The following is a 13,888-nucleotide window of genomic DNA, read 5'->3' as shown; positions in this document are numbered from 1 at the left end:
GCGCATTCTCGCACGACACGGGCCAAGGGCAAAGGCGGGTGGTCGGGCAAATCCCCTAAGCCCTTAAATAATTTAAATTTTTTTGAGAAAGGTGTTGACGACATTCAGGCTCGCCTATAAGATTCGCCGCACTTGTCGGGCACAGCCTAGCACTGGTTGGCGAAGTCGGGCAGAATGAGTGGTTTAGCAGCTATCTGTTAAGGTCTCGTTCGGTTAGGCTTCAAGCTTAAGCGCCCGTAGCTCAGCTGGATAGAGCATCCGCCTTCTAAGCGGATGGTCGCAGGTTCGAGTCCTGCCGGGTGCGCCATTAGGCAGCTTTGGCAAGCAAGCAAGTAAGTTGTAATGCGATATGGTGGGCGTAGCTCAGTTGGTAGAGCGCTGGATTGTGATTCCAGTTGTCGTGGGTTCGATTCCCATCGTCCACCCCATATTCTTCAAAGGCGCCGCGATTGCATCTGGCGCCTTTGTTTTAAGCGTTACGCGGACGTGGTGAAATTGGTAGACACACTGGATTTAGGTTCCAGCGGCGCAAGCTGTAAGAGTTCGAGTCTCTTCGTCCGCACCATGTTTCTGTAAGGTTGTACCGCAACATCGCAAGACCGCAATATGGTGGGCGTAGCTCAGTTGGTAGAGCGCTGGATTGTGATTCCAGTTGTCGTGGGTTCGATTCCCATCGTCCACCCCATATTTTCGAAGGCGCCTTGGTCGTGAGACCGGGCGCCTTTGTTGTTTTTGGGGTGTATGTCTTGGTGGTTGTGGTGCCTGTGAGATCGAGCGCCGCCCGCGCGGCGCATCGCGGATGAATCCGCTCCTACATTTGTTGCAACGTGCCGAACCTGACAGGCCATGGTTGCCCGCCTTGGCGCATGTCTCAAGGCATGTGAGGCGGCATCGATGCCCACCCCAAAATCCCGTCATGCCAACAGAGCTGACAACCATGGCCTCACAGGCATGGCCACGTTGCAACAAATGTAGGAGCGGATTCATCCGCGATGCGCCGCGCGGGCGGCGCTCGATTTCACAGGTGCTACAAGGCTCAAGTCATGAACTTTGCAGCCATGACTCAATCCCCCCTTGTAATCCTCTGGTGGCACCCCAATAAAAGCTGTTAGATTTCAGCCGGTTGAAACACCGGCCCAGCTGGCCGGCAGAGGAACAACCCGATGATCGCAAAAGAAGCTCGCCAGGCCCTGGCGCTGCAACGCTTCGCCGAAGCCAACCCGCAACTGCTCGAGGAAATCCGCGAACTGGATGCACGCGAGCAGGCCCAGCAGATCGAATGGGCCTTCGAAGATGCAGCCGAGGAGCAGGGCATCCAGCCCTGGGAGCTGGCCCTGCAACTGATCGCCGAAACCCCGGAGCAGTTGCAGGCCATGCGCCTGGAGACGCATCGCGAGGTGGCTGAAGCGCTGGGGATGGAATGGGAAGAGTACTGCCAGTTCAACGAGATCGATCCTGAATAAAGGCAGCGAATTCGTCCCGGCAGTTGTTTGACAAGGTATTTCGGCTGTTGGGCGTCCAAGGCGCCGCGCAGCCCTTTTTGAAGCAGGCCCTGCGGCATGCCGTACGGGCCTTGAAAGTTAATCGACCGGCGTGGTTTCCCGTCGTCCCGAGTGGGGTGACTTCTGCTGCGCGACTCACTAGAATGCTTGCCCTTGATTCTGGAGTCGGGCTAACGCCGGCTAACGTCTGTGCAACGAGGAATATCCATGCAAGTTTCTGTTGAAAACACTTCCGCTCTCGAGCGCCGCATGACCATCGCCGTTCCGGCCGAGCGCGTCGAGAACGAAGTCAACAAGCGTCTGCAACAGACTGCCAAGCGCGCCAAGGTTGCAGGCTTCCGCCCAGGCAAGGTGCCGATGAGCGTGATCCGTCAGCGCTTCGAGGCCGATGCCCGTCAAGAGGCTTTCGGTGACCTGGTTCAGGCTTCCTTCTACGAAGCCATCGTCGAGCAGAAGCTGAACCCGGCTGGTGCCCCTGCAGTAGAGCCGAAGTCCTTCGAGAAGGGCAAGGACCTGGAATTCGTCGCCATCTTCGAAGTGTTCCCCGAGTTCACCGTTGCCGGCCTCGAGTCGATCAGCGTCGAGCGCCTGAGCGCCGAAGTGGCTGATGCCGACCTGGACAACATGCTTGAAGTGCTGCGCAAGCAGAACACTCGCTTCGAGGCCGTCGAGCGCGCTGCGCAGAAAGACGACCAGGTCAACATCGACTTCGTCGGCAAGGTCGACGGTGAAGCGTTCGCTGGCGGTTCGGCCAAGGGTACCCAGCTGGTACTGGGCTCCGGCCGCATGATCCCGGGCTTCGAAGACGGCCTGGTTGGCGCCAAGGCAGGTGAAGAGCGCGTTGTCAACGTGACCTTCCCCGAGGACTACCAGAACCTGGACCTGGCTGGCAAGGCCGCCGAGTTCACCATCACCGTCAACAGCGTTGCTGCCCCGGTGCTGCCAGAACTGAACGAAGAGTTCTTCGCCCAGTTCGGCATCAAGGAAACCACCCTGGAAGGCTTCCGCGCCGAAGTTCGCAAGAACATGGAGCGTGAACTGCGCCAGGCCATCAAGGCCAAGGTGAAGAACCAGGTCATGGACGGTCTGCTGGCCGCCAACCCGATCGAAGTGCCGAAAGCCCTGCTGGAAAACGAAGTCAACCGTCTGCGCGTGCAGGCTGTTCAGCAGTTCGGTGGCAACATCAAGCCTGAGCAACTGCCGGCCGAGCTGTTCGAAGAGCAAGCCAAGCGCCGTGTGGTCCTGGGCCTGATCGTCGCCGAAGTGGTCAAGCAGTTCGAACTGAAGCCGGACGAAGGCAAGGTTCGCGAAATGATCGAGGAAATGGCTTCGGCCTACCAGGAGCCAGAGCAGGTCATCGCCTGGTACTACAAGAACGACCAGCAACTGAACGAAGTCCGTTCGGTTGTGCTGGAAGAACAAGTTGTAGATACTGTTCTGCAGAAAGCGACTGTGACCGACAAGTCGGTCTCGTACGAAGATGCCGTTAAGCCAGCACAGGCTCCTGCCGCCGCTGAATAACAGGCTTCTCTCGTAGGAAACCCCCACAAGCCAGCCTTCGAGCTGGCTTGTGCGTATTCAAGCCATGACTATTTGGGAGTGAGCGCAGGACATGTCCCGCAATTCTTATATTCAGCAGAGCTCTGACATCCAGGCCGCAGGCGGCCTGGTCCCGATGGTTATCGAGCAGTCCGCCCGTGGCGAACGCGCTTACGACATCTACTCGCGCCTGTTGAAGGAGCGTGTGATCTTCCTGGTTGGCCCGGTAGAGGACTACATGGCCAACCTCGTCGTGGCGCAACTGCTGTTCCTGGAAGCGGAAAACCCGGACAAGGATATCCATCTGTACATCAACTCGCCGGGCGGTTCCGTCACTGCCGGCATGTCGATCTACGACACCATGCAGTTCATCAAGCCGGACGTCTCGACCATCTGCATCGGCCAGGCCTGCAGCATGGGCGCCTTCCTGCTGGCTGCCGGTGCCAAGGGCAAGCGTCACTGCCTGCCGAACTCGCGCGTGATGATCCACCAGCCGCTGGGCGGCTTCCAGGGGCAGGCCACCGATATCGAGATCCACGCCCAGGAAATCCTCAATATCAAGGCCCGTCTGAACGAGCTGCTGGCCTATCACACTGGCCAGGACCTCGAAACCATCAAGCGTGACACCGAGCGTGACAACTTCATGAGCGCCTCGCGCGCGGCCGAGTACGGCCTGATCGACTCGGTCTACGACAAGCGGCAACTGGCCTCCTGAACCGGGGTGCCAGAGCAGGTAGGCGCGGAAAGCGCCTACCTGCGGACTTGAAAAAGCCCGCAATTGCCTTCATCTTGTGTTGCAAGCCTACCGGATTGGATCGATCGAATGACTGACACCCGTAACGGCGAGGACAGCGGCAAATTGCTCTATTGCTCCTTCTGCGGCAAAAGCCAGCACGAAGTGCGCAAATTGATTGCCGGGCCCTCGGTATTTATCTGCGACGAGTGCGTCGACCTGTGCAATGACATCATCCGTGAGGAGGTGCAGGAAGCCCAGGCCGAAAGCAGCGCGCACAAATTACCTTCGCCGAAAGAAATCAGCGGCATCCTGGACCAGTACGTGATTGGTCAGGAGCGCGCGAAAAAGGTGCTGGCCGTAGCGGTGTACAACCACTACAAGCGCCTGAACCAGCGTGACAAGAAGGGTGACGAAGTCGAACTCGGCAAGAGCAACATCCTGCTCATCGGGCCGACTGGCTCGGGCAAGACCCTGCTCGCCGAAACCCTTGCACGCCTGTTGAACGTACCGTTCACCATTGCTGACGCCACCACCCTGACCGAAGCCGGTTACGTGGGTGAGGACGTCGAGAACATCATCCAGAAGCTGTTGCAGAAGTGCGACTACGACGTGGAAAAGGCCCAGATGGGCATCGTCTACATCGACGAGATCGACAAGATTTCGCGCAAGTCGGACAACCCGTCCATCACCCGTGACGTTTCGGGCGAAGGCGTGCAGCAGGCTCTGCTGAAGCTGATCGAAGGCACCGTGGCCTCGGTACCGCCGCAGGGCGGCCGCAAGCACCCGCAACAGGAATTCCTGCAGGTTGATACCCGCAACATCCTGTTCATCTGCGGTGGCGCCTTCTCGGGCCTGGAAAAGGTCATCCAGAACCGCTCCACCAAGGGTGGCATCGGTTTTGGCGCCGAAGTGCGCAGCAAGGAAGAAGGCAAGAAGGTTGGCGAGTCGCTGCGTGAGGTCGAGCCGGACGATCTGGTCAAGTTTGGCCTGATCCCGGAATTCGTCGGCCGTCTGCCGGTGCTGGCGACCCTCGACGAGCTGGACGAGGCTGCGTTGATGCAGATCCTCACCGAGCCGAAGAATGCCCTGACCAAGCAGTATGCCAAGCTGTTCGAGATGGAAAGCGTCGACCTCGAGTTCCGCAGCGATGCGCTCAAGGCCGTCGCACGCAAGGCCCTGGAGCGCAAGACCGGCGCCCGTGGCCTGCGTTCGATCCTCGAAGGCGTGCTGCTCGACACCATGTACGAGATCCCTTCGAAAAAGGATGTCAGCAAGGTGGTGATCGACGAGAGCGTCATCGAGGGTACTTCGCAGCCGCTGATGATCTACGAAAACAGCGAGCCGCAAGCCAAGGCTGCGCCGGACGCCTGATTCCAGGCGATGGCCGCTGCGGTTGCAAGCAAGAAGGGGGCCTACGGGCCCCTTTCTGCTTTTCCTGCGCGAGCGCTTGTAATTTCCCAGGCGTGCCCCCACATTAGGTCCAAGCATCATTTCCACCGTTTTCCGGCCATAAGGCCGCTGTAGAGGCGAAATCATGAAGACCACCCTCGACTTGCCTCTTTTGCCATTGCGCGATGTCGTTGTTTACCCGCACATGGTCATCCCGCTGTTCGTGGGGCGCGAAAAGTCCATCGAAGCCCTTGAGGCGGCGATGACGGGCGAAAAGCAGATCCTCCTGCTGGCCCAGAAAAACCCGGCCGACGATGATCCGGGCGAAGACGCGCTGTATCGCGTCGGTACTGTTGCCACCGTGCTGCAACTGCTGAAACTGCCCGATGGCACCGTCAAGGTGCTGGTCGAGGGCGAGCAGCGCGGCGCAGTCGAGCGCTTCAGTGAAGTGGAAGGGCACATCCGTGCCGAGGTTTCCCTGATCGACGAAGCGGATGCCGCCGAGCGCGAGTCGGAAGTCTTCGTGCGCACGCTGCTGTCGCAGTTCGAACAGTACGTGCAGTTGGGCAAGAAAGTACCCGCCGAGGTGCTGTCGTCGCTGAACAGCATCGAAGAGCCGGGGCGCCTGGTCGACACCATGGCCGCGCACATGGCCCTGAAAATCGAGCAGAAGCAGGAAATTCTCGAAATCGTCGACCTGCCGACCCGCGTCGAGCACGTGCTGGCGCTGCTGGATGCCGAAATCGACCTGCTGCAGGTCGAAAAACGCATTCGCGGTCGGGTCAAGAAGCAGATGGAGCGTAGCCAGCGCGAGTACTACCTGAATGAGCAGATGAAGGCCATTCAGAAAGAGCTCGGCGATGGTGACGAAGGCCACAATGAAGTCGAAGAGCTGAAAAAGCGCATCGAAGCCGCAGGCCTGCCCAAGGACGCCTTGGCCAAGGCCCAGGCCGAGCTGAACAAGCTCAAGCAGATGTCGCCGATGTCGGCCGAGGCTACCGTGGTCCGCTCCTACCTCGACTGGCTGGTGCAGGTGCCGTGGAAAGCCCAGAGCAAGGTGCGCCTGGACTTGGCCAAGGCCGAGGAAATCCTCGATGCCGACCATTATGGCCTGGAAGAGGTCAAGGAACGTATTCTCGAATACCTTGCCGTGCAGAAGCGCGTCAAGAAGATCCGTGGCCCGGTACTGTGCCTGGTCGGCCCGCCTGGCGTCGGCAAGACCTCGCTGGCCGAGTCGATCGCCGCTGCCACCAATCGCAAGTTCGTGCGCATGGCCCTGGGTGGGGTGCGTGACGAGGCCGAGATCCGTGGCCACCGCCGCACCTACATCGGTTCCATGCCTGGTCGCCTGATCCAGAAGATGACCAAGGTGGGGGTACGCAACCCGCTGTTCCTGCTGGACGAAATCGACAAGATGGGCAGTGACATGCGTGGCGACCCAGCTTCGGCATTGCTCGAAGTGCTCGACCCCGAGCAGAACCACAATTTCAACGACCATTACCTGGAGGTCGACTACGACCTTTCGGACGTGATGTTCCTGTGCACCTCGAACTCGATGAACATCCCGCCGGCGCTGCTCGACCGGATGGAAGTCATCCGCCTGCCGGGCTACACCGAGGACGAGAAGATCAACATCGCGGTCAAGTACCTGGTGCCCAAGCAGGTCAAGGCCAACGGCTTGAAGAAGGAAGAGCTGGAGGTCGATGTATCGGCAATCCGCGACATCATCCGCTACTACACTCGCGAAGCGGGTGTGCGTGGGCTGGAGCGGCAAATTGCCAAGGTCTGCCGCAAGGTGGTCAAGGAACATACCGGGCAGAAACAGGTCAAGGTCAAGGTGGCCAGCGAACAGCTGGAGCACCTGCTGGGCGTACGCAAGTTCCGCTACGGCCTGGCCGAGCAGCAGGACCAGATCGGCCAGGTCACCGGCCTGGCCTGGACCCAGGTGGGTGGCGAACTGCTGACCATCGAAGCCGTGGTCATCCCTGGCAAGGGCCAGTTGATCAAGACCGGTTCGCTGGGCGATGTCATGGTCGAATCGATCACCGCCGCGCAGACCGTGGTGCGCAGCCGCGCCCGCAGCCTGGGGATCGCAGCCGACTTCCACGAGAAGCACGACGTGCATATCCACATGCCTGAAGGCGCCACGCCGAAGGATGGCCCGAGCGCCGGTATCGGCATGTGCACGGCACTGGTCTCGGCGCTGACGCAGATTCCGGTACGTGCCGATGTCGCCATGACCGGCGAAATCACCTTGCGTGGCCAGGTGCTGGCCATTGGCGGGCTGAAGGAAAAACTGCTGGCGGCACACCGTGGCGGTATCAAGACGGTGATCATTCCCGAGGAGAATGTTCGCGATCTGAAGGAGATTCCGGAAAATATCAAACAGGATCTGCAGATCAAACCGGTCAAATGGATTGACGAAGTCCTGCAAATTGCGCTGCAATACGCCCCGGAGCCCTTGCCAGATGTGGCTCCGGAGATTGTCGCGAAAGATGAAAAGCGCGACGGCGATGCTAAGGAAAGAATCAGCACGCACTAGTAGTTTCTGGCTGGGGGGCGTTTCTTGACAGTTTTTTCGGGGCCTTGCTATAAAGCGGCACGCCAGTGTCATCAGGCCACCCAGCGCACGTTTCATAAGCTTTTCATTACATACTTAGAAACAAACTCAATTGAGAAATAAAGGGGACTTAGAGTGAACAAGTCGGAACTGATTGACGCTATCGCCGCATCTGCTGACATCCCGAAAGCTGTAGCCGGCCGTGCGCTGGACGCAGTCATCGAATCCGTCACCGGCGCCCTGAAGCAAGGTGACGATGTGGTACTGGTTGGCTTCGGTACCTTCTCGGTCAAGGAGCGTGCTGAGCGCACCGGCCGCAACCCGCAAACCGGCAAGGCAATCAAGATCGAAGCCGCCAAGGTTCCAGGTTTCAAGGCTGGCAAAGGCCTGAAAGACGCCGTCAACTAAGTCGTCTCTTTCAGCCGGACCCGGCCTGGCCAGGTCCGAGCACGCTGATGGCGGGGGCGCAAACGTTCCCGCCTGACACGTTTGCTAAGAAAAGGCGCATCCTCGGATGCGCCTTTCTTTTATCAGGTTTCTACCCACGCTCCGCGGTTGTCGACGCAGTGGTACAGCCGTTTCTGGGGGACGCATGCTGCAAAATATCAGGGACAATTCACAAGGTTGGATTGCCAAGACCATCATCGGCCTTATCGTCGTGTTGATGGCGTTGACCGGCTTCGAAGCCATTTTCCAGGCCGCCACTCATAGCCAGGATGCCGCCAAGGTGAATGGCCAGACCATCAGCCAGAACGAGTTGAGCCAGGCGGCCGACATGCAACGCCGCCAGCTGATGCAACAGCTGGGCAAGGATTTCGACCCGGCGCTGCTGGATGACAAGTTGCTGCGTGAAGAGGCACTCAAGGGCCTGATCAGCCGCAAGCTGCTGTTGCAAGGCGCCGAAGACGCCAAGTTCGCCTTCTCCGAGGCCGCGCTGGACCAGGTTATCCTGCAGACGCCGGAATTCCAGGTGGACGGCAAGTTCAGCGCCGACCGCTTCGACCAGGTCATCCGCCAGATGGGCTACGGTCGCATGCAGTTCCGCGACATGCTGGCCGAGGAAATGCTCATCGGCCAGCTGCGCACCGGCCTGGCCGGCAGCAGCTTTGTCACCGACCAGCAGGTCGATGCCTTTGCCCGCCTCGAGAAGCAGACCCGCGACTTCGCCTCGCTGACCTTCAAGGCCGACCCGGCTGCGGTCAAGGTCAGCGACGAAGAAGTCAAGGCGCACTACGACCAGCACGCCAAGGAGTTCATGTCGCCTGACCAGGTGGTGATCGACTACGTCGAGCTGAAGAAGTCGGCGTTCTTCGACCAGGTCAAGGTGACCGACGAAGAGCTCAAGGCCCAGTACGAGAAGGAAATCGCCAACCTCGCCGAGCAGCGCCACGCTGCGCACATTCTGATCGAGGTCAACGACAAGGTTACCAACGAACAGGCCAAGGCCCGCGCCGAAGAAGTCGCGCAGCGCCTGGCCAAGGGTGAGGACTTTGCCGCACTGGCCAAGGAGTTCTCGCAGGACCCCGGTTCGGCCAACAGCGGTGGTGACCTTGGCTTCGCTGGCCCGGGCGTCTACGACCCGGCGTTCGAGGATGCCCTGTACAAGCTGCAGGTCGGCCAGGTCTCGGCACCGGTGCGTAGCGAGTTCGGCTACCACCTGATCAAGCTGCTGGGCGTGCAGGCCCCGGAAGTGCCGAGCTTTGCCAGCCTGAAGGACAAGCTGACCCGCGACCTGAAGATCCCGCTGGTCGAGCAGCGCTACGTCGATGCCAGCAAGCAATTGCAGGATGCTGCCTACGAGGCTTCCGACCTGGCTCAGCCGGCCCAGGACCTGAACCTGAAGGTACATACCTCGGCAGCCTTCGGCCGTGAGGGTGGCGAAGGTATCACCGCCAACCGTGCGGTGGTGCAGGCCGCGTTCTCCGAAGAAGTGCTGGATGAAGGTGCCAACAGCACTGCCATCGAACTCGACCCGGAAACCACCGTGGTGCTGCGCGTCAAGGAGCACCGCAAGCCGGAGCAACTGCCGCTGGAGGCCGTGGCCAAGAACATTCGTGAACACCTGGCCAAAGAGAAGGCCACTGCCGAGCTCAAGGCCAAGGCCGACAAGCTGATTGCCGGCCTGCGTGACGGTTCCGTCAGCGCGGGTAGCGTGCATGAAGGGCAGGGCTGGAAGGCTTACGAAGCGGTCACCCGCGGTGAGGACGGGATCGACCCGATCGAACTGCAGGCGCTGTTCCGCCTGGCCAAACCGCAGGCCAAGGACAAGCCGGTGTATGGCAGTGTGGTGCTGCGTGATGGCAGCCTGGTGGTACTGCAGCTCAAGGGTGTCAACGAAGGCGCTACCGCTACCGACGAAGAGAAGCAGCAGATTCGCCGCTACCTCGCCTCGCGTGCCGGACAGCAGGACTTCGCGGCCTACCGCAAGCAGCTGGAAGCCAAGGCAGACATCACCCGTTACTAAGGTGATCGCTGCATGACAACAGGCCGCCTTGTGCGGCCTGTTGTATTTTCGCCGCCTGTACCGGCGATGAGGCTGGTACAGGCAGGACAAGGCCTAGCGCTTCACCCCTTCGTGGTTATCCAGCGTATCCCGCGCAATCTCCCGCCCCAGGGCAATCAGCTCGGGGGCCTTGTAGAACTCGAAAAACCGGCACACCCGCTTGGGCACGTTGATCAGGACATCCGGTGGATAGCCCGCGATCTTGTACTGCGCCAACGACGTCTGCATCACCTCGAAACTCTGGTTGATCAGGTCCAGCAGCGAAGCAGGGCCCACGTTGTCGATGATGAACGAGCCGGTCGCCGACTTTGGCGCGCCCTCGCGCTCCGGTGCCGCTGCCGGCTGCTGGGCTTCCGGGTCGGCGGCATCGGCCAGCCATGGGTTTGGCGGTGCAAGCCCTTCGGCGACGATCTCCTGTTCGATGCGGATCAGCTCTTCTGCCGGCTTGCGCCGGAACGGCAGGCGTGACCCCAGCGAGCTGAGCAAGGCATCGAAACGCATCCTGAACGCGGCGGGGCGTTCGATCACCGGCAACTGGTACTGCTTCTGGTTGGTGGCGTTGAGGTTGACCGCAATGATCAGGTCGCAGTGGCTGGACACCACCGGTACGATCGGCAGTGGGTTGAGGATGCCGCCGTCGACCAACATGCGGTTGCCTTGCATCACCGGCGTGAACAGGCTGGGGATGGCCGCGGAGGCGCGCATGGCCTGGTGCAGGCAGCCTTCCTGGAACCAGATTTCCTGCTGGTTGGTGAGGTCGGCTGCAACCGCAGTGTAAGGAATGCGCAATTGCTCGATGTTGATTTCGCCGACGATCTTGCGGATCTGTCCGAACACCTTGTCGCCGCGAATTGCGCCGAGGCGAAAGCTGACATCGACCAGGCGCAGCACGTCCAGGTAGTCGAGGCTTTCAATCCAGTGGCGGTATTCGTCCAGCTTGCCGGCAGCGTAGATCCCCCCGATCACCGCGCCCATGGAGCAGCCGGCAATACAGGCAATGTCGTAGCCGCGACGCTCGATTTCCTCGATCACACCGATGTGTGCATATCCCCGGGCTCCGCCCGATCCCAATACCAGTGCCACGCGTTTACTCATGAACGTTCCCCGGCCAGTGCAACCCTGGTTCTACAATGCACCCATCGCGGCCTGTGCTTCAATGTAGACCGCGCTGAGCTACTGTAATAAAACTGGCAAGACAAAGCTGGCCGGGAACGGCACTTTTGAGCAGCCGTAGCGTCGAACGGCCACTGTTTTTTTCCATTGAGGTCATTACTGATGAAAGCCTGGATCTGCCTTCCACTGATTGCCTTGGCCCTTGCAGGCTGTGCGGGCAAGACGGCCTACCGTGAGAGCTGCGCAACCCAGTTGGATGCCGCCTGGAAAGAGCTGGACCTGGCCAAGGCCGAAGGCTTTGCCGGTGCCGTGAGTTACTCCAAGGCCTTGTCGCTGTTGACCGGGGCCAAGACCCAGCAGCAGTTCGAAGGCTATGAAAGCTGTACCCGCAAAGCCGAGAAGGCGCGCTTCTACATCCGTGAGTCCCGCGCCGGGCGCTGATCAGGGAGCGTCATTGAATGTCTGCCATGCTCGATCATGTAGTTGCCCAGATACTGGCCTTGCAAGTGCGTCTGCTGGCCTGTCGTGAACGCCTGGCTGCCAACACCGACAGCGAGGCCTTGCACGACCTGCGCACGACGCTGCGGCGTCTGCGCAGCCTGCTGCGGCCACTGCGTGGTCTACCGGGGGTGGAACAGCTGGAGGACGCCGCCAGGGCGCTGGGTGCCCTGACGACACCGCTGCGTGACCGCGAGGTACTGGCAGCCGAACTGATCGGGCGTGGCTTTGCCGAGGCCGGGCAGCGCCGCGTGGAGGGTCGCGAGCGGACTTTCGCCAGTGTCGCTGACAGCTCGCAGCTGGCGCGGGTGTTGGCGATTGTCGATGCGTTTCCGCTGTTCTTGCGAGCGGCTGGTCGCGAAGGCTTGGTCAAGGCCCTGGACAAGCGTATCGACAAACGCCTGGTCAAACAGTGGCGCAAGTTGTACCAGGCCCTGCAGGACCCGGCTCACGACCGTCACCGCCTGCGCTTGCTGATCAAGCGGGCGCGCTACGGCGACGAGGCCTATCCCCAGCTCGAGCATGCGGGCAAAAAGCTGCAGCGTCTGTTGAAGCAGGCTCAGAGTGACCTGGGCGACTGGCATGATCGCCTGCAATGGCTGTTGCAGGCACGCGAGCAAGCCGATCTGGCCCCGTGCACGCCCACCTGGGAGCAGGAACTACATGAGGCCGAGCGCCAGTCGGATACTACCCTGGAAGCCCTGCAACAGGCGCTGGCGCGGCGAAAGCCCGAACAATGACCGATTTGCGGGCTGAACGCCAAAGGGTTGCTGGCTAGGATGGCAGAACCTTTCGCGGCCTGCAGGAGCCAGCCAATGAATTTCAAGCAATTGCTCGACGCCGTGCGGGCCAGCCCCGATGCGCTCAGTATCCCGCCCAGTTGGGCTCAGGGCCGCGCCGTCTTTGGCGGGCTGATGGCAGCGTTGGTGTACGAAACCATGCGCCAGAAGATCACCGATGGCCGCCCGGTACGTTCGTTGGCTATCAGCTTTGTCGCACCGGCAGCGGCGGATGTGCCGATTCGCTTCGAGGTCGAGGTGCTGCGTGAAGGCAAGGCGGTCAGCACCTTGCTGGGCCGTGCCGTTCAGGAAGGCCAGGTGGTGACCCTGGTGCAGGGCAACTTTGGTGCAGGGCGGCCGTCTGTGGTGGATGTGCCGGCGTTGCCGGCCATGGACATGAAGGCGCTCGAACAGGCGGCCCCCGAGTTGCCGCATATCAAAGGCATCACTCCGGACTTCATGCAGCACGTGGCCTTGCGCTGGGCGGTCGGTGGCCTTCCGTTCAGTGGCAACCCGTCGCGCCATATGGGGGGCTGGGTGCGCTTGCGCGGGCTTGCTGAAGAGCCAGTCAGCGAGGCGCACCTGCTGGCGTTGGTCGACGCCTGGCCGCCAAGCCTGATGCCGTTCCTCAAGCAGCCCGCTGCGGGTAGTACCCTGACCTGGACCATTGAATTCGTCCAGCCCACGCCACGGTTGTCGACCCTCGACTGGTGCCGCTACTGCGTGGAAACCGAATATGCGCGCGACGGGTACGGGCATGCCGCCGCTGCCCTGTGGACGGCGCAGGGCGAGTTGCTGGCCTTGAGCCGGCAGACTGTGACGGTGTTCGCCTAGCCTGATACCGCCGGCTCATGGCGCGACCTGGCCGCAAGCGATCACTGACGGTGTTTGTGGCGTTCCCGCCAGGCCTTCCACCAGGCGCCGCTCAGCACGAAGCGCGGAAAGGTGATGAACTGCTCGGTGAGCAGGCGTTGCACGGCGTCCTTGCGGTTGGCGAACGGCTCTGGCTGTTCTGCCTCCAGGCGATGGCCCTGGCGTTGCAGGCCCAGGCCGGCGATCAGGGCGATGATGCCAACGGCGATTTGCCCAAGGTCCAGGCTGAACAGCCCGGACAGGATCAGCAGCGCGCCAAGAATGAACAACGGCACGGCGATCAGGTGCAGCACCAAGTTGGTCGGGTGGCGGTGGTTATGGTGGTAGCCGCGCCATTGCCAGGCGGGCAGGTTGGGCAGGCGTTTGCTCATGGGCATTTCCTCTCGCTATGCCCAA

The 13,888-nt window shown here is 60.9% G+C and carries 12 protein-coding genes and 4 tRNA genes; 14 read left to right on the top strand and 2 right to left on the bottom strand.

Going from position 1 to position 13,888, the window contains the following annotated elements; genetic code table 11:
* Positions 1-230 precede the first annotated feature (230 nt).
* From HU760_RS16140 to HU760_RS16090, 11 genes are all read left to right on the top strand, one after another.
* Positions 231-307, top strand: a tRNA-Arg gene (locus HU760_RS16140).
* A gap of 45 nt (positions 308-352) precedes the next feature.
* Positions 353-428, top strand: a tRNA-His gene (locus HU760_RS16135).
* A gap of 52 nt (positions 429-480) precedes the next feature.
* Positions 481-565, top strand: a tRNA-Leu gene (locus HU760_RS16130).
* A 44-nt stretch (positions 566-609) separates the two neighbouring features.
* Positions 610-685, top strand: a tRNA-His gene (locus HU760_RS16125).
* A 478-nt stretch (positions 686-1,163) separates the two neighbouring features.
* Complete coding sequence (locus tag HU760_RS16120) at positions 1,164-1,463, top strand: DUF6388 family protein (protein ID WP_025338418.1); 300 nt, start codon at positions 1,164-1,166, stop codon at positions 1,461-1,463.
* A 246-nt stretch (positions 1,464-1,709) separates the two neighbouring features.
* Positions 1,710-3,023, top strand: a complete 1,314-nt coding sequence (gene tig, locus HU760_RS16115) for a trigger factor (protein ID WP_186675924.1) — start codon at positions 1,710-1,712, stop codon at positions 3,021-3,023.
* A 91-nt stretch (positions 3,024-3,114) separates the two neighbouring features.
* Positions 3,115-3,756: an ATP-dependent Clp endopeptidase proteolytic subunit ClpP gene (gene clpP, locus HU760_RS16110; RefSeq protein ID WP_003259400.1), complete on the top strand. Its 642-nt coding sequence runs from the start codon at positions 3,115-3,117 to the stop codon at positions 3,754-3,756.
* Between the two features lie 108 nt (positions 3,757-3,864).
* Positions 3,865-5,148 (top strand): ATP-dependent Clp protease ATP-binding subunit ClpX, encoded by a 1,284-nt coding sequence (gene clpX, locus HU760_RS16105; protein WP_003250242.1) that lies wholly within the window; start codon positions 3,865-3,867, stop codon positions 5,146-5,148.
* 163 nt (positions 5,149-5,311) lie between these two features.
* Positions 5,312-7,708 carry an endopeptidase La gene (lon, locus tag HU760_RS16100; RefSeq protein WP_186675920.1) on the top strand — a complete coding sequence of 799 codons (2,397 nt, stop codon included), beginning with the start codon at positions 5,312-5,314 and terminating at the stop codon, positions 7,706-7,708.
* Positions 7,709-7,861: 153 nt separating this feature from the next.
* Entirely contained in the window at positions 7,862-8,134 is a 273-nt protein-coding gene (hupB, locus tag HU760_RS16095; RefSeq protein WP_003250246.1) for a nucleoid-associated protein HU-beta, read from the top strand.
* A gap of 184 nt (positions 8,135-8,318) precedes the next feature.
* Entirely contained in the window at positions 8,319-10,190 is a 1,872-nt protein-coding gene (locus HU760_RS16090) for a SurA N-terminal domain-containing protein (RefSeq protein WP_186675916.1), read from the top strand.
* Between the two features lie 93 nt (positions 10,191-10,283).
* On the opposite strand, the gene HU760_RS16085 is transcribed toward HU760_RS16090, so the two are convergent.
* Entirely contained in the window at positions 10,284-11,324 is a 1,041-nt protein-coding gene (locus HU760_RS16085) for a patatin-like phospholipase family protein (protein ID WP_186675913.1), read from the bottom strand.
* A gap of 180 nt (positions 11,325-11,504) precedes the next feature.
* Between HU760_RS16085 and HU760_RS16080 the strand changes: the two genes are divergently transcribed.
* From HU760_RS16080 to HU760_RS16070, 3 genes are all read left to right on the top strand, one after another.
* The gene (locus HU760_RS16080; protein ID WP_003259403.1) at positions 11,505-11,783 is read left to right on the top strand and encodes a hypothetical protein; all 279 of its coding nucleotides are present in this window, start codon (positions 11,505-11,507) and stop codon (positions 11,781-11,783) included.
* Between the two features lie 17 nt (positions 11,784-11,800).
* On the top strand, positions 11,801-12,580 hold the full coding sequence (locus tag HU760_RS16075) for a CHAD domain-containing protein (protein WP_186675909.1): 780 nt from the start codon (positions 11,801-11,803) through the stop codon (positions 12,578-12,580).
* A 75-nt stretch (positions 12,581-12,655) separates the two neighbouring features.
* Positions 12,656-13,453 (top strand): acyl-CoA thioesterase, encoded by a 798-nt coding sequence (locus HU760_RS16070; RefSeq protein WP_186675907.1) that lies wholly within the window; start codon positions 12,656-12,658, stop codon positions 13,451-13,453.
* A 41-nt stretch (positions 13,454-13,494) separates the two neighbouring features.
* On the opposite strand, the gene HU760_RS16065 is transcribed toward HU760_RS16070, so the two are convergent.
* Positions 13,495-13,863, bottom strand: coding sequence for an Mpo1-like protein (locus tag HU760_RS16065; RefSeq protein WP_186675904.1), 369 nt, complete (start codon positions 13,861-13,863; stop codon positions 13,495-13,497).
* Positions 13,864-13,888 lie beyond the last annotated feature (25 nt).

Origin of the sequence: Pseudomonas oryzicola, from assembly GCF_014269185.2 — a bacterium.
Classification (GTDB): Bacteria; Pseudomonadota; Gammaproteobacteria; order Pseudomonadales; family Pseudomonadaceae; genus Aquipseudomonas; species Aquipseudomonas oryzicola.
This window is presented reverse-complemented; position numbering and strand designations above follow the sequence as displayed.